Source organism: Massilia sp. DWR3-1-1, assembly GCF_049898325.1.
GTDB lineage: Bacteria > Pseudomonadota > Gammaproteobacteria > Burkholderiales > Burkholderiaceae_D > JAFCUW01.
Map to the genome: position 1 here is coordinate 232056 of NZ_JAFCXL010000002.1, position 19199 is coordinate 251254.

Below are 19199 nucleotides of genomic sequence, written 5' to 3' on the forward strand. Positions count from 1 at the left end.
GTTCCTTTGATTGCATCTCGGTCCTGCCTGCGCGCAGCCCGTCGGACTCGCCCGCGGGCGACTTGCCGGCGCAGCATTCGATCGTGGGATGGCCGCTGCGATGATCCCCCCACCATAGTGGAAAGCGCAGACAGGGTCAAGTGGCCGGACCGATCCGCAGGGGCGCCGGCGGCAGGCCTTCGCACCAGCGCCGCCACATCGCGCGCAGCGCCAGTTCGACGCCGTGCGGGCCGCCGTCGACAGCGTCGCCAGGGGCGCCGGCGAAGCGCCCGCGCAGGCTGGCGCGGATCGCGGCAAGGGCATCGAGGTCGTGCGCCAGGGCGGCGCCGATGGCGACGAATTCGCCGCCGTCGGCGGCGACGAAACGGGGCAGGCCAAGGTGGCGCAGGATGCCAACACCCTGGTGCCCGGCGGCGCTGGCACCTGCCAGCGTCAGGGTCGGCACGCCCATGTACAAGGCGTGCAGGGTGGTGGTGCCGCCCGTGCAGGGGAAGCTGTCGAGGCACACGTCGACGCGCCGGTGCAGGGCCAGGTAGGCGGCCATGTCGGTGCGCGGAACAAAGTCGAGGCGCTGGCGGGCCACGCCGTTCAAGGCGAACAGCGACGCCAGTTCGTCGTGGGACAGGTCGGCCGGCATGGCGCCGATCAGCATGCGCGCCGTCGGCAGGGCGCGCAGCAATTGCGACCACAGGGCGACGACGGTGCGGCTCAATTTGCCGGGGCGGTTGAAGCTGCCGAAAGTGAGGTAGCCGTTGTCGATGGCCGGCAGGCGGTTCACCGGCGGCGCCAGCGCCGCTGGCGCGCGCGGCCTCGCCAGCGGCAGGTGCACCAGCGCTTCGCTGAACTGCTGGTCGAACTGGCCGGGCGGCAGCATGTACGGGTCGGTCAGGTAGTAATCGATTGCCGCCAGCCCCGTGCTGCCAGGGTAGCCGATCGAGCTCGCCTGGACCGGCGCCGGCTTGCGGGCAAATACCGGCAGGCGGTTGTGCGCGGTGTGGCCGGACAGGTCGATCAGCACATCGATGGCGTCAGCGGCGATGCGGGCGGCGACAGCGGCGTCGTCCCAGCCGACGACCGGCGTCCAGCCGGCAAAGTGCTGCCGCAGGCGGGCGCTGACCTGGTCGTGCACCGCGTGGTTGCTGTAGGCGTGCAGGGTCAGGCGCGCGCTGCTGGCCAGCGCGGCCAGCACCGGCTCGACCAGCGCGGCCACCGGGTGCTCGCGCAAATCGCCCGACACCACGCCGATGCGCAACACCCGCTCGGGGTCGCGGCCGTTGGGGTGGGCCGGCCAATGGGGGCGCAAGGGCGCCTCGAAGCAGTCGGCGTAACGCTGCTGTTCGGCCGTCAGCGCCGCCGCATCGACGCTCTCCAGCTGGCTCAGGCACAGCAGCAGGTTGCTGTGCGCCTCGGCGTACAGGGGATGCAGGGCCAGGCTGGCCCGGTAGGCCAGCACCGCCTCGCCCATGCGGCCCTGGGCCTGCAGCGCCAGGCCCAGCTTGTTGCGCGCCTTGACGTAGTCGGGCTTGAGTTCGAGCGCGCGCCGCAGGCTGGCGGTGGCCGCTGCGGGCCGGTCCTGTTCGAGCAGGGCGATGGCCAGGTTGTTGTGCGCTTCGGCGTAGTCGCTCGAGAGCGCCAGCGCGCGCCGCAGGGCGGCTTCGGCTTCCACGCTGCGATTGAGGCTCGATAGCACCAGGCCCAGGTTGTTGTGCACCTCGGCGTCGTCGGGCAGCAGGCGTGCCGCCTCCAGCGTGGCGGCGAGTGCGGCGTTCACATCGCCCTGCACCTGCAAGGTGATGGCCAGCGCCTTGAAGCCGAAGCCCCAGTGGGGGCAGGTGGCGATGAGCTGGCGTGCCAGAACTCCCGCCTCGTTGAGGCGACCCTGGGCGAACAGGGCCAGCAAGCTGTCGACAAGGGCGGCTTCGGGTGCGCTCGATGACTGGCTCATCGGCAGCAGGCGCGGCGGCGCGGAAGAAAATACAGTGTGCGCAAATTGGCTGCCGGTATGAACCCAGCGCACGGAGCGAAGTGGACCGGCTGCGGGGCACCCAGATAGAGTATCGTTCACAATAAGGCAAGTCAAGGACGGCGGGCGGCTATCCCAGCAGGTCCTCGACGTCGAGGATCCGCTGCGCCAGCTCGGCCAGCTTCATTTTCTTGTTCATCGCCATGCTGCGCAGGCGCTGGTACGCCGCCTCTTCGCTGATGCCGTGGTGCTTCATCAACAGGCCCTTGGCCCGTTCGACCGTCTTGCGCTCGGCCAGCTGGTGGCGGGCATCGGCCAGTTCGCCGCGCATGATCTCTTCCTGCCGGAAGCGGGCCAGGGCGACATTCAAGACGGGCTCGAGGCGCTCGGCCTGCAGGCCGGCGACGATGTAGGCCGACACCCCGGCCGCCATCGCCGCCGCCATCGAGGCGGGCGCGGCGTCGTCGGTGAACAGCACGATGGGACGGCGGCCGTGCTGGCTGCTGACGACAACGTGCTCGAGCACGTCGCGGGCATCGGAATCGGCGTCGATGATGATCAGGTCCGGTTGCAACTGGGCGATGCGCTCGGGCAGGTACATGTCCGCCGGCAGCGACGCCACCAGGTCGTAGCCCGCTTCGAGCAGGCCGATGCGCAATGCATTGGCGCGCCGCGACTGCTCGGCCAGTGCGGCTGCATCATATTGGTGCGGATCGGCCACGGTGGTGGCCACGACGATGCGCAGGGGAGGGGCGGCGGACGGCTTCATGCGGGTTTTACTCGCAAGAATCGTGCCGCCTGCGGGGGCGACGCCTTGTTCAGCTCAGGCCGGCAATGCGGGCGTTGCGCTCGCGTTCGAGCCGGGTGATGTAGCGCTGCACGGCGGCGGCGCTGGCGCGCGACATGTCGAGGAACTGGCAGCCCAGGCGACGGTTGGCCTTGTTGTTGAGCAGGGTCATGTCGATCGAGTTTCTGACCTGCAAGGTGGTGGCGACCATGCCGATGTCCGGCAATTCGATGCGGCAGTTCTCGTAGTTCTTGCCGATGGTGTTGCCGAGCACGAACTTGTTGTCGAACACGCACACGCCGCCGCAGCTGATGTCCGACAGCGGCAGCACGGCGTTGCCGCCGCCGAGCTCGTAGGGAATGGGGATGGTCACCCGCAGCGGCGTGCTCACGGGCGTACTCATGCGGTAAAACTCGCGCCGTTGCAGGCGGATCATGGTGGCCGGCAGGTCGAGCACGAGGGCGGCGCCGTCGACGTGGATGGTCTCGCGCACGCTCTCGCTGGCGAACAGGATGCGGATCTTGTCGAGCGAGGTTTCAAAGGAGATGCGGCGGGCCTGGACGATGCGCGCGTTCTGCTCGGCGTTGATCGAGCGGTCCAGCACCAGCGTGCCGGCGTCGGCGTCGACGTGCAGGATCGAGGTGACGCACACGTCGTTTTCGCCCTGCACCAGCATGCGCACGAGCTGGTTTTTATCGGCGATGGCGCGCAGGATGGCCACCACTTCGCGGCGTGAGCCGACTTCGAAGTCGTGCCAGTTTTCCAAACCAAAATCGTTCAAGTCGTCCATCGGGGCCAGTTCGGAAAAAATCGTTCAATCGGTTGGGGCGGACGCGGCAGGCGGGGCCGGCAAGGGCTCGCCCCGTCCGGTCGCCGCGTCAACATGATATAGCCAGGCCAGCAGTTCCGCAATCGCCCGGTACAAGGCCGGCGGGATCTGGCCATCGAGGTCGACGTCCATCAGCAAGGCCACCAGTTCCTTCGATTCGTGCACGAACACGCCCGCGTCGCGGGCGCGCTCGATGATCTGGCCGGCCACCAGGCCCTTGCCCTTGGCGACGACCTTGGGCGCGCCGTCGCCATCCTGGTAGGCCAGTGCGACGGCGCTCTGCAAGCGTTGCGACGGCTCAGGCATCGGCGGCGATATTGAGCGAGGACAGGGGCGCGCCGGCCGCCTCGAGGGCGCCGGCCAGGCGCGGCGCGTGCGCCTGCAGGGCGGCGCCGGCGTCAACGCTGGCGGCGCGCACCTGCAGGTGCAACTGGTCGCCCACCAGCACCAGCTGGGCGTTCACTTCGCCCAGGTGGGCAAAGCGAAAGCGCACCGCGCTGCGCCAGGCGGTGGGCGCCTGCTGGCCGCCCTGGCCGCGCGCCTCGGGCGCGTCCTTGCTGATTTCCCACTGCATCGGCTGGCCCGGAAACAGTTCACCCTGCCAGGCCACGCGCGACTGCTCGTGGCTCGACAACTGCAGGTTGATGAACTGGGCGGTGGGGCCGTCGATGGCGGCGCCGGCGCCGGCCCGGGCGGGCGCCTGTTCGAGCGCCTTTTGCATCTGCGGCTCGCGCGCCAGGTCGGACAGGGGCCGCTTGCCCTCGCTCCACTGGCGCAGGTGCGATTCGTAGAACAGGCCGCTGCTGTCGATCGTGTGTTTCAATTCGCCCGCCAGCGCCGCCGTCTGCGCCTCGACCGGCGCGCGCGCCAGGATCGGCGCGGCGCTGTGCACGGCGGTCGGTGGATTGGGCATGGCCATGGCGGTGGCCAGCACATTGGTGATGACGCGGGCGCTGGGACTGAGCACCGCCTGGCGGCTGTCCGCCTGCAGCGCCGGCAGTTGTTCGGCCGCGACCATGGCGGCGTTGCCGCGCAAGACCGCCCCTTGCGCACCGGTGGCGGCGCCCTTGCCGGCGCCCGCCGCCGGCGCCGCTTCGCCCTCGGCGGGCGCGTCGCCGCGCGGCGGCGCCAGCACGCCCGCATCGGCTTCCGACATCATGGCCGCGCCGCCAGCGCCAAAGGCGGCAATCTGGAAGGTCGGACGGGGCGTGAGCGAGACCAGCGTCAGGGGCACCTCGGCGCCGGGCTGGGAACCGGCCGGCAGCATCATGCGCGCCGGGGTGCCGTTGACCTTGACGACAAAGCTGCCGTCGGTGAGCCGGGACATGATCTGGCCGGGCAGCGATTTGCCCACCAGGGTTTGCAGCGAGCGTTCAAACAGGACCTGGCGCGGGTCGCCGATCGCCTCGGCCGCCTGCAGGGGGCGGGCGGGGGTGACGGGACCGATGCTGGCATCGATGCGTGGCAACATGGCCGGTCGGCCTTACACCGCGCCGTAGGTATTGACCAGGCGGTTTTGCGAGCGGGTGCTGCCGATCATCGCCGACAGCTGGGCCATCCACGGCATGGTCAGGTCGCGGATCTTGCGGTCGTCATCGAGCAACTGGCGGATGATCTGGATTTTTGCCACCCGCTGCTCGCCGCTGAGCGGCACGGCGTCGGCCTGGGTTTTCAGCGCGTGCACGTGGGCGGCGCAGCGGCGCTCTAGATCGGCCAGCAAGTCCCACTCGCTGGCGCTGGCGGCGTCGACCATCTGCGCGGTCAGGCTCTGCATGGCTTCGTAGGTGCTCAGTACTTGTTGCGTCGTCATCATGGTCGATTGCCTTATGCCTTGATCGTGCTGGTGGTGCGCGGGACGGCGGCGCCGTAGCCATTCACGGCCGCGCTGGTGGTGGCCGACGGCGCCGCCATTTGACCGAGCGCGGCATTGGCCATCTGGCCGATGGCGGCGGCGGCCGGGTCGATGCCGTCCCACGCCTGTTTCAGTTCGATCAGCAGGCGCTGTACTTCCTCCAGCATGGCCGGATCGTTTTTCAGGTTGCCCATCAACAGGCGGTTGCTCATGTACTCGTACAAGGCGTCGAGGCTGACGGCGATGCCGCCGCCGGCGGCCTGGTCGAGGCTGGCGCGCAAGCCTTCGTCGATGATGCGGATGGCTTTCGACACCGCCTGGCCCTTGCCGGCGATGTTGCCGGTTTTCATGTGCAGCAGGGCGGTCGACAGCGCCACCAGGGCGCCCTCGAACAGCATGGCGATCAGTTTATGGGGGCTGGCGGCCAGCACGCCCGTCTCGACTCCCACTTTGGCGTATGCATTGGCCCCACTGCGCTGCGATCCGAACATGTTGTTATCCTCTGTTAATCAATTTGCTGGCCATCAGGCTTACGCGGCGATGGCGGCGAGCTGCTGGGTCAAGTAAGTACTGGTGGTGGTCATGCTGGCCATCGCCGAGTCGAGCGCGCTGAACTGGGCACGGTAGCGCTTTTCCACATCGGCCAGGCGGGCGGTGAGGGTGGTGCGCTGCTTTTCCAGGTCCTTGATGCTGCTGTTAAAACTGTTGGTGTGCGAGGGCAGCGTGCCCACCGGGCTGAGGATGCGGCCCAGGGTCACGTCCATCTGGGCACCGAAGCCGCGGTTGCCGTCGTTGGTGGCGAACAGGGAGGTGAAATTCTTGGTCGGGTCGGCCAATGCCTTGTCGAGCTTGGTCGAATCGATGGAAATGGTGCCGTCGCGCTGGGTGGTGATGCCGATATCGGGCAGGGTGGCGCCACCGGCGGCGGCGCCGGGGATGGCGCTGCCCATCAGCGCGCGCAACTGGGTCTGGATGGTGCGCACGGTGCCGTCGCCATTGAGCACGGCGCCCTTGCCGGTGGTGGTGTCGTAGGCGGTCAGGTCGACCATCGATTTCGAGGCGTCGTTGTAGGCTTTGACAAACGCCTCGATATTCGTCTTGACGGTGCTGGTATCGCGCGCCAGCGACAGCGTGGTGGTGACCCCGCTCGCGGTCGGCTTGGTCAGGGTCAGGGTGACGCCGTCGATGGCGTCGGTGATGGTGTTGGACGCCTTGGTGATCTTGACGTTGTCGACGAAGATGACGGCATCCTTGGCCGACACCGACTGCGTCATTTCGCTGCTGGCGCTGCCGTCGTAGGCAAACGCGGCCAGCGCCGGGTCGGCCACGATGCGCATGGCATTCTTGGCGCCCGTGCTGGTGGAGGCGAACGACAGGAAATTGCCCTCACCATTGTTGATGATGCTGGCGGTCACGCCCGCGTTGGCGGCGTTGATGGCGTCCCTGACGCCGGCCAGCGTCTTGTGGTCCTCATCGATGGTAATCGTGGTGGCGCCATGCACATTGGCCGTGTCGAAGCTGAACTCGGCAGGATCGCTGCCAGCGACCGCGGTGTAGCTGCTGAAATCGAAGGTAATGGTGCCGGTGCCGACGACGTCGGTGGTGGCGCCATACGAGACGCTGGTCTTGAGTTTTTGCTGCTGGGCCAGGCTTTGCACTTCGATGGCGTAGTTGCCGGTGGCGGTGCCGCCGGTGGCGGTGGCGCTGAGCACGGTCGGATCGGCCACCGTGGTCTTGATGGGCGCAATCAGCGCCGGCGTGGCGAGGGCGCGGGCGGCCGTCTGCAAGGTCGCCAGTGCGCTTTTCATGGTGCCGAAGGCGGTCAGCTTTTCCGTCAATACGGCTTGCTTCTTGTCGATGGCGTTGATCGGCATACGCTCGACCGCCATCAACTGGCTGACCAGACTTTCGACGGGCAGACCGGAACCGACTCCTGATGAACTGATTGTTGCCATGATGTTTTCTCCAACTTGCAGGCACTATACCGTGGCAGGGGGGCCGTCAAATTGCCCGAAAGAGGGGCAAACAGGCGCTATTTCCCATTCGATGCCACTGGGGCGGACCAGGCATTGCCGGCCGCGCGTGATGCACACTGCATATTCCAGGTCTGCGCGGGGCAGATTCAAACGCAGTGCTTGCTACCTTGTCGCAGGAGGACTCAGGCCTCTTGCTTGATCAACATGCCCTTGGCGCGGTCGAGCGCCTTGGCAATTTCCAGCGCTTCCACCGACGGCATCTGGCGCAGCACTTCGCGCGTTTCCTGGTCGATCACCTTGACCACCAGGCGCTTGCTGTCGTCGTCGATGGAAAACTCGACGCCCTGGCCAGCGGCCTGCAGGGACTTGTTGATATTGCCGACGGCTTCGTCGAGCGGGTCGGGGGCGCCGGCGGCGCGCACTTCGGGTGCGCGGGTGGCGGCAGCGGCTGCGACGGGCGCTGGCGCGGTACTGGCGGCGAGTTTGCCGGCGGCTGCCGCGGCGGCGGCGCGCACGGCGTTCGGGTCGCGCTCGACCGGCGAGGGCGCCGGCGAACTGGAAACGGAACGGATATCCATGAAAAACTCCCAAGAAGGCTTGCCTTCGAATGGCAAAAAGACCCTGCCGGCTTGAACCGACAGGGTCGCTGGCTACATCATGCCGGGCGGGGAATTAACCGCGCAGCAGCGACAGCACGCCGTTTGGCAGCGAGTTGGCCTGGGCCAGCATCGCGGTACCTGCCTGCTGCAGAATCTGGCCGCGGGTCAGGCTGGCAGTTTCCGAAGCGAAGTCGGCGTCTTGAATCCGGCTACGGGAAGCCGACAAGTTTTCCGACGTGGCTTGCAAGTTCGACACAACGGCGCTGAAACGGTTCTGGTAAGCACCCAGAGCAGCTTTCGACGAGTTGACCGAGCTGAGGGCGGCATCGATGGTGCTCAATGCTGCCTGCGCGCCGGAGGCGGTGCTGACGTCGACCGAGCTGACCGAGTTGGTCGACTTGGTGTCGGCCGATTTCAAGCCTTCGAATGCCTTCAGGCCGGCGTTCTTGTCGTTGGCGCCGCCCACCACGATACCGTTGGGGTTCGAGCTCGACAGGGTAACGGTACTGGAAAACACGCCGGCGGTGATGCCTGCCGAGTTGGCGGAGGTGCCAGTGCCATCCTGTACGTTGATGTCGCGGCCGTCCGCTGCGGTCAGCGACACGGCGCCGGTGATCGAATTGGCCGTCGCGGTGACGCCCGTTTTGCCACTGACCAGGTTGATGGCCGCGGCCGCATTCGCGCCCTGGCCCTGCGCGGTGGTGCCGGTTGCGATGGCGCCGATGTCCACACCGTTGATCTTGAACGAACCAGCGGTCTGGGCGCCCACCGATGCGCCGGTGGTGGTGGTGACGCTGCCTGCGGTGGTAGCGACAACACCGGCATTGGCCAGCACGTTGGCAATCGGCGTTGCGCCGGCGGCAGGATCGACCATCTTGACGGTGATGTCCTTGCCATTGAGCGACTGCAGCTGGACCTTGCCGGTGTCATCAACCGTAGCGCGCACGCCGGTTTTGTCCGAGATCTTGTTGATTGCTTCGGCCGCGTTGGCGCCCTGGGCGATCAGCGCGGTCGGGCCACCGGCCGTTGGCGGGTTGGCGGTCAGGACTGCGGCGACACCGGCGGCGATTTCGCCGACGGCCACACCGTTGATGCTGAAGGTGTTGGCAGCCAAAGCGGCAGCGGCGGTAGGCACGGCGCCGGTGGTCTTGATGGCGTTGGCAACGGTGGCGTTGGCGGTGGCGGTGACACCGGACTGGCCGGCGGCAGCGTTGATGGCCTGGGCCACGGCGTAAGCCGAGCTCGAGGTCTGGCCAGCCTGGCCACCGGCGGTCGAACCACCGACTTGTGCGCCGTTCAGGGTCAGGTCGCCGGCGATCAGGCCACCGGAGACGGAACCGGAGGTCAGGGTGGTCGAACCGGACAGGCCCGTGCCCAGTGCGGTCGTTTGCAGGTTGGCGATCTTGTCGATCTGGATGCGGTCGCTCGAGGTGGCGTTGGCGCCCACCTGGAAGCTTTGGGCGGTGAACGAACCGTCAAGCAGGTTCAGACCGTTGAAGCTGGTCGATTTGGCGACGCGGTCGATCTCGTCCTTGAGCTGGCCGACTTCCGACTGGATCGACGCGCGGTCGGTGTCCGAGTTCGAGCCGTTGGCCGACTGCACGGCCAGGTCACGCATACGCTGCAACAGATCACTTGCCGAGTTCAAGCCGCCTTCAGCGGTTTGCGCCAGCGAGATGCCGTCATTGGCGTTACGTGCTGCCACGTTCATGCCGCTGATCTGCGAGGTCATGCGGCTGGAGATCGACATACCTGCCGCGTCGTCTTTGGCGCTGTTGATACGCAGGCCGGTCGACAGACGCTGCAACGACGTGGCCAGACCCGATTGCGACGAGGTCAGGTTGCGCTGTGCGTTGAGCGAGGAAATGTTGGTGTTGATCATCGATGCCATGGTAATTCTCCAAAACTGGTAGTACGGGGTGGGCGACGTGCCGCTGCTGTCCTTGGTGTGCCCCGCTTTTCCGGGACAATCACACCGTGGTTGAATCAGGTAACGGAGTGTGCTTCTGATTCTTTAGAGCAAAATTTGATAATAAAATCATTGCCTTGCCCTTCAGTTCGCCGTTTGGGCGCGCTTAAACGACCGCGCCCGACCGAACTTGAGGGTGAAAATAATTTTATTTTTTTGATGAAACGGCGCCAGGACGGCGCGTTTGCTTGATAAATGATTATGACAATTGGCCGCCACCCCGGGCGGGGGGCGGCCGCGGTTAATCGGCGATGACGACGCGGTTCTTGCCCGCCTTCTTGGCCGCATACATGGCCTTGTCGGCGCGGCCGATCAGCGCTTCCTGGGTTTCATTGGCGACGCGCAGCGCCACCCCGGCCGAAAAGGTGATGAGCAACTTGTCGTTCTCGTGCAGGAAGAAATGCTTGGTCAGTTCGCGCTGCACCCGCGTCATCGTCTGCGAGGCCGCGTCGAGCGTGGTCTCGGGCAGCAGGATGACAAACTCCTCGCCGCCGAAGCGGGCGATCGCATCCATCGAACGCAGCTCGTCCTTGACGATCTTGACCAGGTGGCGCAGGGCGCTGTCGCCGGCCTGGTGGCCGTGGGTGTCGTTGAGGCGTTTGAAGTCGTCTAGGTCGAGCAGGGCCACGCACAGGGGCGTGCCGCGGCGGTCGGCGCGCGCCGTTTCGCGGTCGAACACGTCGTCCAGGCCGCGACGGTTGAGGCTGCCCGTCAACTGGTCTTCGCGCACCAGTTCGCTCATGTGGCGCAATTCCGCCTCCAGTTGGGTGATCTTGTTCTCGGCGTCCTGCACTTCCTGGCGCGCCTCGAGCATGCGGTCGCGTGACTTGAGCGCCTCGGCCTGCACCAGCCGGGTTTCGCGCAGCACTTCGGCGACCACGTCGTTGAGGTCGGTAATATTGGCGGCGCTGCTGATGCGCTCGGTGAAGCCGCCGATTTTTTCGTGGAAGTCGCCGGTCGAGGCGGCCACGCTGCCCAGGCGGTCAATGAAGGTCATCATCATGTTCTTGACCGTCACCTTGACATCCGACAGGCTGTGTTTGAGCTTGCCCTGTTTATAGATGACGTCCTTGAGGCTGCGGGTGGCGTCTTCCAGCGCGCGCTGGTCCATCGGTCCGCTGATCAGGTCCTGCACGGCGTCGATCTGGCCGCGCAGCCAGCTGTCGTCGTCGAGCAGGCCGCTGACGTTTTCCAGCAGCAGCTTGAACAGGCGCAGCAGCAACTCTTGCTGCTCGCCCACGTCGCCACTTTTGATTTCGATCTGGTAACACAATTGTTTGAGGCGCGCGCCGATCTCGCCCAAGGCTTCGTCCGAATGGCCCGTCTTGACGGCCGCGCCCAGCGCCTCCGCTTCGGCGACCAGGGCGGGATTGCCGCTGAGCAGAGAGGCGACGGCAAAGCCCAACGTGCGGCTGAGCAGTTCGCGCAATTGCTTCGATTCGGCCCCTTCGGCCGGCACCGTCAGCGCGATGTTGCCGGCGCCGGCGCGGCGGTACGGCTTTTCCACCAGTTGCGCCAGGTTGCGGGCACAGGTGTCCCAGTCGCGGTTGGTCAAGGCGCGCGTGAAGCGGCGGCCCAGATCGGCCATCTCGCCCGGCGTCTCGGCCAGCTTGCCGGCAAATTCGGCCAGCACGCGTTCGGCTGCCCCGCTGTCGGGCGCCGCGGCGGCCGCCGGCACGGTCGGCACGCCCGCCACCTCGTTGTAGATTTCGCGGTAATTGTCCGGGGTCGGCGCAATGCGGCGGGTGGCCAGGCGGCGGAAGGCTTCGCGGGCGAAATCGGCTGGATTCTGGCCGGGAGCGGGAGGTTTGGCAGGAGGCTGGGACATGGGGTCGGTAGGAGAGCGGCGGGCGCGTTAACAGAGAGCAATCCCTGTATGGTAATGCAGTTCGAATAGTTACATGGTGCAAATAAAAATGGTGAGAGTCACTTACTTTATGGCACAGCTTCCACGCCGGCACGCGAGGAAGTGAAATTTCCTTTCATCTATCGAATAATAATGAAAGATTATTCAATCAACTGGTTTTTGATGGCGTAGTGGGTCAGTTCGGCGCTGTTTTTCAGCTTCATTTTCAGCAGCAGCCGGGCGCGGTATTCGCTGATGGTTTTCACCGACAATTTGAGCTCCTCGGCAATTGCCGTCACCGTCTTGCCCGAGGCGATCATGGTCAGGGTCTGGTATTCGCGGTCGGACAGGGTTTCATGGGGCGCGCCGGCGTGGTCTTCGCCCAGTTGCGAGGCCAGTTCCTGCGCCAGCGCCGCGCTGACGTACTTCTGGCCGGCGGCCACCAGGCGGATGGCGTCGACCAGTTCGCGCGGGGCGCTCTGCTTGGTCAGATAGCCCGCCGCGCCCGCCTTGAGCGAGCGGATCGCGTACTGGTCCTCGCGGTGCATCGACAGCATCAGCACGACCATGTCGGGCTGCTCTTTCTTGACTTGCTTGAGCACTTCGATGCCGCTGCGGTCGGGCATGGAGATGTCGAGCAGCATGACGTGGCACTTGGCCTTGCGAAACAGCTTGATGGCGTCGTGACCGTTTTCCGCTTCGCCGGCCACGATGATGTCGCGCGACTCTGCCAGGATCTGCTTGAGGCCTTCGCGCACGATGGCGTGGTCGTCGGCGATGAAGACGCGGATGGTGGCTTTTTCGGTCATGGGGCAGGCGGGCTCAGCTCGATCTTGATGGCCACCATGGTGCCACCTCCGGGCGCGCGCGACAAGGTCATTGTGCCCCCCAGCGCGCGCGCCCGCTCGCTCATGCTGCGCAGGCCGAAGGAACCGGGCTTGCGGCGGTCGGCCGCGGCGATGCCGCCGCCATTGTCGGTGATCCGCAGCGACAGCGCATCGCCGTCGCGCGCGAGCGCGATATCGACGCGGCTGGCGCCGGCATGCTTGGCGATATTGGTTAGCGCTTCCTGGAAAATCCGGAACAGGGCGATGGCGTGATCGGGCGAGAGGGCGATGTCGGTCTCGTTGGTGGCGAAATGGCAGGCGATGCCGACCTGCTTTTCAAATTCCTTCACTTGCCATTCGAACGCGGCGACGATGCCGAAGTCGAGCATGGGCGGGCGCAGGTCGAGCGAGATGCGGTGCACCGCCTCGATGGTGCGGTCGACCAGGCTGTCGACATAATTGGTCTTGTCGAGCAGTTGCGGCTGGTCGGGCGGCAGCCGGCGCGCCAGCATGGCAATGGCCATCTTGATGGCGGTGAGGTTGCCGCCCAGGTCGTCGTGGATTTCGCGGGCGATGCGGGTGCGTTCCTGTTCCTTGACCGCTTCGATGTGGGCGGTCAGCTCGGCCAGGGCGGCGCGCGAGTCGCTCACTTCGCGCTGGGCCTGCTTGCCGGCGCTGATATTGGTCATGATGCCTTCCCACTGCACCGCGCCGGCGGGCGCGGCCAGCGCGCGCGGGGTCGAACGCAGGTTGATCCACTTGACGTCCTTGAAGGCGTCGATCCAGATGCGGCCTTCCCAGTTCCAGGGCGTCAGCGCTGCCGCCGAGGCCTGCATCGATTCGAGGTAGGCGGGGCGATCCTGCGGCAGGATCAGGGCGAGAAAGCGGCGCGGCTCCGCCTCCAGCACGGCCGCCGGCACGCCCAGCAGCGCTTCGCAGCCTTCGCTCAGGTAGGGAAAGCGCACCGCGCCGTCCGCCTCGACGACGAACTGGTAGACCAGGCCGGGCATGTGGCGCACCACGGCGTTGAAACGGGCTTCATAGTCGGTAGGCAAGTGGGCAGTCATCGTGATGGGTTTCAGGAACGCCGGCGGGCGCGGAAAATCGCCTGGAAGCGGCGCAGGATGCGGGCCGGGCGGGTGGCCGCGCGCGCGCCATGGCGGCTGCGCCGCCGCAGCCGCAGCCAGCGGCGACGCAGGGCCTGGCGTAGTTGTTCCGACGTGAGCGCGGCGCGCCGGTAAAAGCCGGTGGCGCGCAGGCGCGCCAGCCAGTCGTCGCGCACGGCCAGGAAGCGCGCATGCCAGCGAGCGAACCAGGGCAGCGTCAGCAGGGCCGGGCGGGTCAGGAAATACACGCGCGCCACCAGCGCGGCGCCGCCCAGCTTGGCGGCGACGAACACGGCCACCCCGGTGACGGGATAGCCGGCGCCGATGGCGAACAGCGCCAGCAATTTGACGGGCAGCAGCAACGCAGCGGGCAGCACGAACAGGCACAGTGCGGGGTAGGGCGAGAGCGTGGCGATGCGCGCGTCAATCAGCTTGAACGGCGGCCACGCCGACACCGTCCGCACCAGCGCCAGGCCCAGGTCCCAGCACCACTCTTCGAGCAGCAGCAGCAGGGCGCCGGCCACCACCAGCGGCGAGAGCAGGCGGTTGCGCAGCTTGCGCGAGCGCACGCGGGGACGGGGAGGCGGGGACGACGGCATGGGGCGATGATACGGCAAAAGTGTCGACGGGCGCTGCGATTCGGGGCGGGTGGACCGCCACGCAGGCCGGTACGCCGGTACAATAGGGCCATGAACAAAGCATTCGTCAAAGAGTCCGACGACGACGACGAGGAAGCGCTGCTGCTGGCGCGCGCGATCCCCGCCGGCGCCAAGAACTACATCACCCCGGCCGGCTACCAGCGCATCAAGGATGAGCTGCTGCAGTTGATCGACGTCGACCGCCCCGAGGTGGTCAAGGTGGTGCACTGGGCCGCCTCGAACGGCGACCGCTCGGAAAATGGCGACTATATTTACGGCAAGCGCCGCTTGCGCCAGATCGATGGCCGCATCCGCTTCCTCACCAAGCGCATGGACGCCGCCGAAGTGGTGGACCCGTCGGCCCAGCACGGCAACGACCAGATTTATTTCGGCGCCACCGTGCTGTACCAGAACGGCGCGGGCGAGCAGCACACCGTCACCATCGTCGGCATCGACGAACTCGATCCCTTGAAGGGCAAGATCAGCTGGGTCTCGCCGGTGGCGCGGGCGCTGACCAAGGCCCGCGAAGGCGACCTGGTCACCCTGCAAACGCCGCTCGGCGCGGACGAACTGGAAATCCTCGAAGTGCGCTACCCGGCCCCGCCGCCGGCGTAACATCGCTGGCTAAGGTTTGCTGGCGCTGCCCGTCGACTTGCCCCACAGTTCGCCGCGCACGCTGGTGCCGGGCGTTTTGAGCACAGGCAAGGCGGCCCTGGCCCCGCCCGGCGGCGCCGGCGGCACGACCAGGGTGGCGAGAATTTCAGCGCGGTTCGGCTTGGTTTTCGACTGCCAGCGTACCGTCCGGTAGCCGGCCTGCTGCAGCATGGCATCGCGCCGCGCATCCCTGACGCTGTCATGGGTGCGATCGTCGAGTTCAATGATGGCGACGATCTGGCCATTGTAGCGGCGCTGCGCCACGTAATCGATAATTTTCTGATTGAACATATTGCGCGCCTTCCACCAGGCGCGGTTGTTGCCTTGGCGCGCGACCAGCGGATCGAGCAGGGCACCCATCGCCACCTGGGCGTGAAAACGGTATTCCGGCACGGCCGACTCGAGGCGGGCAAGAAACTCGGCCTCGTTGGCGCTCATGAACGGGCGCGCCTTGAAGGCGGGCGCCGCACCGCCACCGCGCTTGCCCAGCAAGGGAAGCAGGAAGGCCACGACCAGCGTGGCGACGATGATCAATAGCACGGTTGCATCCATGGTGTTCTCGGTTGACGGTGTCGGGTGCTGCAAGTATATGGATATTTTTCCGTGTGGAAACTATTCAATTGTCACAATCGTGGCGTATTTGCACCAGCATCGGCCTGTATCAAGCCCCTTCGATAACAGGCAGATAACATGGCCAGCCCTATCGCAACGAGGAGAATGGCAATGATGAACTTTTTGGCAAGTCTGGCGGTGCAAGTGAATGGCTTCGATGATTTTTTGCGCTGGCTGATCGCCCTGTTGAAATGGCTGAAATAAGCGCTGGCGCCGGCGCTGGTAAGATGGGCCACTTTGCTGTCCTTGCGTCGTTCCATGAATCCTGCCGATCTCATCGCCGCCCTGCGCCACGCCACCAGTGCCCAGCACGCCATCCTCGATAGCGGATTGCCGCTGGCGCAGCCTGATGCGGGCCTGGCCGCCTACGTCGCCCACCTGCGCATGCTGGCGCGCTGGCTGGGCCCCATCAACGCCTGGCTGGGCCAGTTCAGCGACGGCCCGCAAGGGCCGGGGGCGCCACCGCCGCTGGACCGGCTCGCTGGCATCATCGCCGACCTGGCGGCGGCGGGGGAGCCGGCGCCCCCGCCGGACCTGCACGCCGCCTGGCCGGCCCATGCCAGCCCCGCCTATCGCTGGGGCGTTGCCTACGTGGTGGAGGGCTCGCAACTCGGTGGGGCGGTGCTCTATCAGCGCCTGGCCGAGCGCCTCGCGCCCCATCCGCTGGCCTACCTGAAGCCGCCTGCCGACGGCCCCGGCCCCCGTTGGCGCGCCGTCATGGCAGCGCTGCGCGCGCAGGTGCGCACCGACGCCGAGCTGGCCGACGCCTGCGATGGTGCATGCGCGGCGTTTGCCCGCGTCCTGGCACTGGGCGGCACGGTCCCCGCCGTCGTGGAGGCGCAAGCGAGATTGCCATAGAGAAATGGCTGCTTGCGTGCGAGGGTGCGACAATGCCCGTTTATAGACAACGGTAGACACGCCCATGAAAAAATTCCTCTGCGCCGTCGCGCTCGTCCTCGGCAGCATCGGCGCCGCCCAGGCCCAGGTGTATTTCGATTCCGGCAGCGCGCGCCCGAACAATCCGCCCGCGGTGCGCCATGATGGCGAGCGCCAGCACCGCGCCCACCCCCCGGTACGGGCGCGCCAGAAGCTGGTGCGCTGCCGCGATGGCGCGCGGCGGGTGGCACGCATGTGCCGTGGCCACGGTGGGGTTGCTCGACGTTAAGATTGTGAAGGATTGGCGGGCGGGCCTGCGTGGCCCAGCCCGCTTGCGCGAGGGGCCGCTCAGGCCCGTTCGCGCTCGACCCGGTTCACGCCGGCCACCTGGCGCAGGTTGCGGATCAGGTGCGCGAGGTGGACCCGGTCCTTGACCTGAATGGTAAAGCGCAGCTGCGTCATGACGTGTTCCGCGTCCTCGTCCATGCCGACGTAGGTGATGTTGGCGTCGGCCTCGCCGATGTCGGCTGCGACGCGGGCCAGGATGCCTTTTTCGTTGTTGATCAACAAGCGAATACGGCAATCGAAACGGCGGTTCAACTCGGCGCCCCATTGCACGGCGATCCAGCGCTCCGGCTCTTTCAGGCGCAGGCGCTTGGCCGACGAGCAGTCGCTCGTGTGCACGACCAGGCCCTGGTCGCGCCGCAATTGCCCGGTGATCTGGTCACCGGGAATCGGCAGGCAGCACGGCGCCAGTTGCACCGACACGCCTTCGCTGCCGTAGATGGTAACGGGGTCGAGTTCGCCCGGCGTCAAGGGATGGCTCGAGGGCAGGGCGCCCGAGTCATCGTCGACCAGGCCGAAGATGTGGCGCGCCACCAGCGCGGCCATGCGCTTGCCGATGCCGATTTCCGCGTACAGCTCGTCCATGGAACGGGCCGATGATTCGTTGAGCAGTTTTTCGATCGTCGCCGCCGGCAGATCGGGGTTGACGTTGAGCGCGCGCAGGGCCTGGGCCAGCAGTTCCTGCCCCAGATCGACGGATTCATTCAGGTTTACCGTGCGCAGGTGATGGCGGATTGCCGAGCGTGCCTTGCCGGTACGCACGAACGACAGCCAGGTGGGGCTGGGCCGCGATGTCGCGTCCGTGACGATTTCCACGATGTCGCCGTTGCGCAATTCCGTGCGCAGGTGCTGCGCCTCGTTGTTGATCTTGACGGCCACCGTGTGATCGCCAATGCCGGTGTGGATCGAATAGGCGAAATCGAGCGCCGTGGCGCCCCGCGGCAGGGCGATGATTTTCGATTTCGGCGTGAACACGTACACCGAGTCGGGAAACAGGTCGACCTTGACGTGTTCGAGGAATTCGGCCGAGTCGCCCGTCTGCTGCTGGATGTCGAGCAGCGACTGCAGCCAGCTGTGGGTACGCTGCTGCAAGTCCGACAGGTTCGATTCGTCATTCTTGTAGAGCCAGTGCGAGGCCACGCCGGACTCGGCGGTGCGATGCATTTCCTGGGTGCGGATCTGGAATTCGACGGGGGTGCCGTAGGGGCCGATCAGGGTCGTGTGCAGCGACTGGTAGCCATTGAGCTTGCGGATGGCAATGTAATCCTTGAACTTGCCCGGCATCGGCTTGTACAGCCCGTGCAGGGTGCCCAGCGCCACGTAACACTGGGCGAAGTCGTCGACGACGACGCGAAAGCCGTAGACGTCGAGCACTTGCGAGAACGACAGTTTTTTGTTGCGCATCTTGCGGTAGATGCCGTACAGAGTCTTTTCGCGGCCATACACTTCGGCCGGCAGGCTGGCGCCGGCCAGGGTCGACTTGACCGATTCGAGGATTTTCTTGACCACTTCGCGGCGGTTGCCACGCGCCGCCTTGACCGCCTTGCCCAGCACCTGGTAGCGCATCGGGTGCAGGTGCGAGAACGACAGATCCTGCAATTCGCGGTAAATATTGTTCAGGCCCAGGCGGTGCGCGATGGGCACGTACACTTCCATCGTCTCGGCGGCAATGCGGCGCTTCTTGGCCGGCGCCATGTGGTCGAGCGTGCGCATATTGTGCAGGCGGTCGGCCAGCTTGATGAGAATGACGCGCACATCGGACGCCATCGCCAGCAGCATCTTGCGGAAGTTTTCCGCCTGCGCTTCGATCAGGCTCTGGAACTCGATTTTTTCCAGCTTCGACAGGCCGTCGACCAGGTTCGCCACGGGCGCGCCGAAGCGCTCGATCAGCTCTTCCTTCTTGACGTCCTGGTCTTCCATGACGTCGTGCAGGAAGGCGGCCATGATGGCCTGGGCGTCGAGCTTCCATTCGGCGCAGATTTCGGCGACGGCGATGGGGTGGATGATGTACGGCTCGCCCGATTTGCGCACCTGGCCCAGGTGCATTTCGTCGGAGAAGCGGTAGGCTTCCTTGACTTTTTTCAGCTCGGACGGGGTCAGGTACTCGGACAGGCGGGTGATCAGGTGGGTGACCGAGGCCACCACCGGGGGGGGCGTGGCGGGCACTTCCTGCCTGGCCGCCGCGCGCGCCGAGCGCGAAGTTGGCGCGGGCGCCGGCGGGATGGGCGTGCCTGGAGGGGTCGCTACCGGTGTGTGCAGAGTCATACTGTAGTCAATCAGCCGCTGTGAAATAGCAGAATACCAGAATGGCGAGTTGACA

Annotated in this window: 20 protein-coding genes; 3 read left to right on the top strand and 17 right to left on the bottom strand. The window is 66.2% G+C overall.

All coding sequences use genetic code 11. From position 1 onward, the window contains the following. Positions 1 to 136 precede the first annotated feature (136 nt). From ACP7EY_RS03290 to ACP7EY_RS03355, 14 genes are all read right to left on the bottom strand, one after another. Positions 137 to 1945, bottom strand: a complete 1809-nt coding sequence (locus tag ACP7EY_RS03290) for a tetratricopeptide repeat protein (protein WP_426190431.1) — start codon at positions 1943 to 1945, stop codon at positions 137 to 139. A gap of 148 nt (positions 1946 to 2093) precedes the next feature. Continuing rightward, positions 2094 to 2732: an ANTAR domain-containing response regulator gene (locus ACP7EY_RS03295; protein ID WP_426190433.1), complete on the bottom strand. Its 639-nt coding sequence runs from the start codon at positions 2730 to 2732 to the stop codon at positions 2094 to 2096. Between the two features lie 49 nt (positions 2733 to 2781). After that, positions 2782 to 3516, bottom strand: coding sequence for a flagellar brake protein (locus ACP7EY_RS03300; protein ID WP_426190435.1), 735 nt, complete (start codon positions 3514 to 3516; stop codon positions 2782 to 2784). A 48-nt stretch (positions 3517 to 3564) separates the two neighbouring features. Then, the gene (locus ACP7EY_RS03305; RefSeq protein WP_426190437.1) at positions 3565 to 3885 is read right to left on the bottom strand and encodes an EscU/YscU/HrcU family type III secretion system export apparatus switch protein; all 321 of its coding nucleotides are present in this window, start codon (positions 3883 to 3885) and stop codon (positions 3565 to 3567) included. Beyond that, on the bottom strand, positions 3878 to 5050 hold the full coding sequence (locus ACP7EY_RS03310; RefSeq protein ID WP_426190439.1) for a flagellar hook-length control protein FliK: 1173 nt from the start codon (positions 5048 to 5050) through the stop codon (positions 3878 to 3880). Before ACP7EY_RS03310 ends, ACP7EY_RS03305 begins: the two co-directional genes overlap by 8 nt. Positions 5051 to 5062: 12 nt before the next feature. Then, positions 5063 to 5392 carry a flagellar protein FliT gene (locus tag ACP7EY_RS03315; RefSeq protein ID WP_426190441.1) on the bottom strand — a complete coding sequence of 110 codons (330 nt, stop codon included), beginning with the start codon at positions 5390 to 5392 and terminating at the stop codon, positions 5063 to 5065. 11 nt (positions 5393 to 5403) lie between these two features. Continuing rightward, a complete protein-coding gene (gene fliS / locus ACP7EY_RS03320) occupies positions 5404 to 5922 on the bottom strand; it encodes a flagellar export chaperone FliS (RefSeq protein ID WP_426190443.1) in 519 nt (172 codons plus the stop codon). 39 nt (positions 5923 to 5961) lie between these two features. Further along, on the bottom strand, positions 5962 to 7386 hold the full coding sequence (fliD, locus tag ACP7EY_RS03325; RefSeq protein WP_426190445.1) for a flagellar filament capping protein FliD: 1425 nt from the start codon (positions 7384 to 7386) through the stop codon (positions 5962 to 5964). A gap of 203 nt (positions 7387 to 7589) precedes the next feature. Further along, positions 7590 to 7985, bottom strand: coding sequence for a flagellar protein FlaG (locus ACP7EY_RS03330; RefSeq protein WP_426190447.1), 396 nt, complete (start codon positions 7983 to 7985; stop codon positions 7590 to 7592). Positions 7986 to 8079: 94 nt separating this feature from the next. Beyond that, positions 8080 to 9897 (bottom strand): flagellin, encoded by a 1818-nt coding sequence (locus ACP7EY_RS03335; protein WP_426190449.1) that lies wholly within the window; start codon positions 9895 to 9897, stop codon positions 8080 to 8082. Between the two features lie 319 nt (positions 9898 to 10216). Next, a complete protein-coding gene (locus ACP7EY_RS03340; protein ID WP_426190451.1) occupies positions 10217 to 11803 on the bottom strand; it encodes a GGDEF domain-containing protein in 1587 nt (528 codons plus the stop codon). A gap of 179 nt (positions 11804 to 11982) precedes the next feature. Then, the gene (locus tag ACP7EY_RS03345) at positions 11983 to 12630 is read right to left on the bottom strand and encodes a response regulator (protein ID WP_426190453.1); all 648 of its coding nucleotides are present in this window, start codon (positions 12628 to 12630) and stop codon (positions 11983 to 11985) included. Next, entirely contained in the window at positions 12627 to 13715 is a 1089-nt protein-coding gene (locus tag ACP7EY_RS03350; RefSeq protein WP_426190455.1) for an ATP-binding protein, read from the bottom strand. The genes ACP7EY_RS03345 and ACP7EY_RS03350 overlap by 4 nt, the downstream gene beginning before the upstream one ends. Positions 13716 to 13726: 11 nt before the next feature. After that, the gene (locus ACP7EY_RS03355; RefSeq protein ID WP_426190457.1) at positions 13727 to 14353 is read right to left on the bottom strand and encodes a hypothetical protein; all 627 of its coding nucleotides are present in this window, start codon (positions 14351 to 14353) and stop codon (positions 13727 to 13729) included. A 90-nt stretch (positions 14354 to 14443) separates the two neighbouring features. On the opposite strand from ACP7EY_RS03355, the gene greB reads away from it, so the two are divergent. Further along, a complete protein-coding gene (gene greB / locus ACP7EY_RS03360; RefSeq protein ID WP_426190459.1) occupies positions 14444 to 15007 on the top strand; it encodes a transcription elongation factor GreB in 564 nt (187 codons plus the stop codon). 9 nt (positions 15008 to 15016) lie between these two features. On the opposite strand, the gene ACP7EY_RS03365 is transcribed toward greB, so the two are convergent. Both ACP7EY_RS03365 and ACP7EY_RS03370 read right to left on the bottom strand, forming a co-directional pair. Beyond that, positions 15017 to 15598: a DUF2726 domain-containing protein gene (locus ACP7EY_RS03365; RefSeq protein WP_426190461.1), complete on the bottom strand. Its 582-nt coding sequence runs from the start codon at positions 15596 to 15598 to the stop codon at positions 15017 to 15019. A gap of 71 nt (positions 15599 to 15669) precedes the next feature. Continuing rightward, positions 15670 to 15918, bottom strand: a complete 249-nt coding sequence (locus ACP7EY_RS03370) for a hypothetical protein (protein ID WP_426190463.1) — start codon at positions 15916 to 15918, stop codon at positions 15670 to 15672. Here ACP7EY_RS03370 and ACP7EY_RS03375 point away from each other — a divergent pair. Then, entirely contained in the window at positions 15917 to 16516 is a 600-nt protein-coding gene (locus tag ACP7EY_RS03375) for a biliverdin-producing heme oxygenase (protein WP_426190465.1), read from the top strand. The genes ACP7EY_RS03370 and ACP7EY_RS03375 overlap by 2 nt on opposite strands. A 64-nt stretch (positions 16517 to 16580) precedes the next feature. Beyond that, complete coding sequence (locus tag ACP7EY_RS03380; RefSeq protein WP_426190467.1) at positions 16581 to 16823, top strand: hypothetical protein; 243 nt, start codon at positions 16581 to 16583, stop codon at positions 16821 to 16823. Between the two features lie 59 nt (positions 16824 to 16882). Here the strand turns inward: ACP7EY_RS03380 and ACP7EY_RS03385 are convergent, their stop codons facing one another. After that, on the bottom strand, positions 16883 to 19144 hold the full coding sequence (locus ACP7EY_RS03385) for a RelA/SpoT family protein (protein ID WP_426190469.1): 2262 nt from the start codon (positions 19142 to 19144) through the stop codon (positions 16883 to 16885). Positions 19145 to 19199: the final 55 nt, after the last annotated feature.

Coding starts and splice junctions, on each gene's coding strand:
- ACP7EY_RS03295 (WP_426190433.1), bottom strand. CDS start 2,732: ATGAAGCCGTCCGCCGCCCCTCCCCTGCGCATCGTCGTGGCCACCACC.
- ACP7EY_RS03385 (WP_426190469.1), bottom strand. CDS start 19,144: ATGACTCTGCACACACCGGTAGCGACCCCTCCAGGCACGCCCATCCCG.
- ACP7EY_RS03315 (WP_426190441.1), bottom strand. CDS start 5,392: ATGATGACGACGCAACAAGTACTGAGCACCTACGAAGCCATGCAGAGC.
- ACP7EY_RS03350 (WP_426190455.1), bottom strand. CDS start 13,715: ATGACTGCCCACTTGCCTACCGACTATGAAGCCCGTTTCAACGCCGTG.
- ACP7EY_RS03345 (WP_426190453.1), bottom strand. CDS start 12,630: ATGACCGAAAAAGCCACCATCCGCGTCTTCATCGCCGACGACCACGCC.
- ACP7EY_RS03365 (WP_426190461.1), bottom strand. CDS start 15,598: ATGGATGCAACCGTGCTATTGATCATCGTCGCCACGCTGGTCGTGGCC.
- fliD (WP_426190445.1), bottom strand. CDS start 7,386: ATGGCAACAATCAGTTCATCAGGAGTCGGTTCCGGTCTGCCCGTCGAA.
- ACP7EY_RS03375 (WP_426190465.1), top strand. CDS start 15,917: ATGAATCCTGCCGATCTCATCGCCGCCCTGCGCCACGCCACCAGTGCC.
- ACP7EY_RS03290 (WP_426190431.1), bottom strand. CDS start 1,945: ATGAGCCAGTCATCGAGCGCACCCGAAGCCGCCCTTGTCGACAGCTTG.
- ACP7EY_RS03305 (WP_426190437.1), bottom strand. CDS start 3,885: ATGCCTGAGCCGTCGCAACGCTTGCAGAGCGCCGTCGCACTGGCCTAC.
- fliS (WP_426190443.1), bottom strand. CDS start 5,922: ATGTTCGGATCGCAGCGCAGTGGGGCCAATGCATACGCCAAAGTGGGA.
- greB (WP_426190459.1), top strand. CDS start 14,444: ATGAACAAAGCATTCGTCAAAGAGTCCGACGACGACGACGAGGAAGCG.
- ACP7EY_RS03355 (WP_426190457.1), bottom strand. CDS start 14,353: ATGCCGTCGTCCCCGCCTCCCCGTCCCCGCGTGCGCTCGCGCAAGCTG.
- ACP7EY_RS03340 (WP_426190451.1), bottom strand. CDS start 11,803: ATGTCCCAGCCTCCTGCCAAACCTCCCGCTCCCGGCCAGAATCCAGCC.
- ACP7EY_RS03370 (WP_426190463.1), bottom strand. CDS start 15,918: ATGGAACGACGCAAGGACAGCAAAGTGGCCCATCTTACCAGCGCCGGC.
- ACP7EY_RS03330 (WP_426190447.1), bottom strand. CDS start 7,985: ATGGATATCCGTTCCGTTTCCAGTTCGCCGGCGCCCTCGCCGGTCGAG.
- ACP7EY_RS03310 (WP_426190439.1), bottom strand. CDS start 5,050: ATGTTGCCACGCATCGATGCCAGCATCGGTCCCGTCACCCCCGCCCGC.
- ACP7EY_RS03335 (WP_426190449.1), bottom strand. CDS start 9,897: ATGGCATCGATGATCAACACCAACATTTCCTCGCTCAACGCACAGCGC.
- ACP7EY_RS03380 (WP_426190467.1), top strand. CDS start 16,581: ATGAAAAAATTCCTCTGCGCCGTCGCGCTCGTCCTCGGCAGCATCGGC.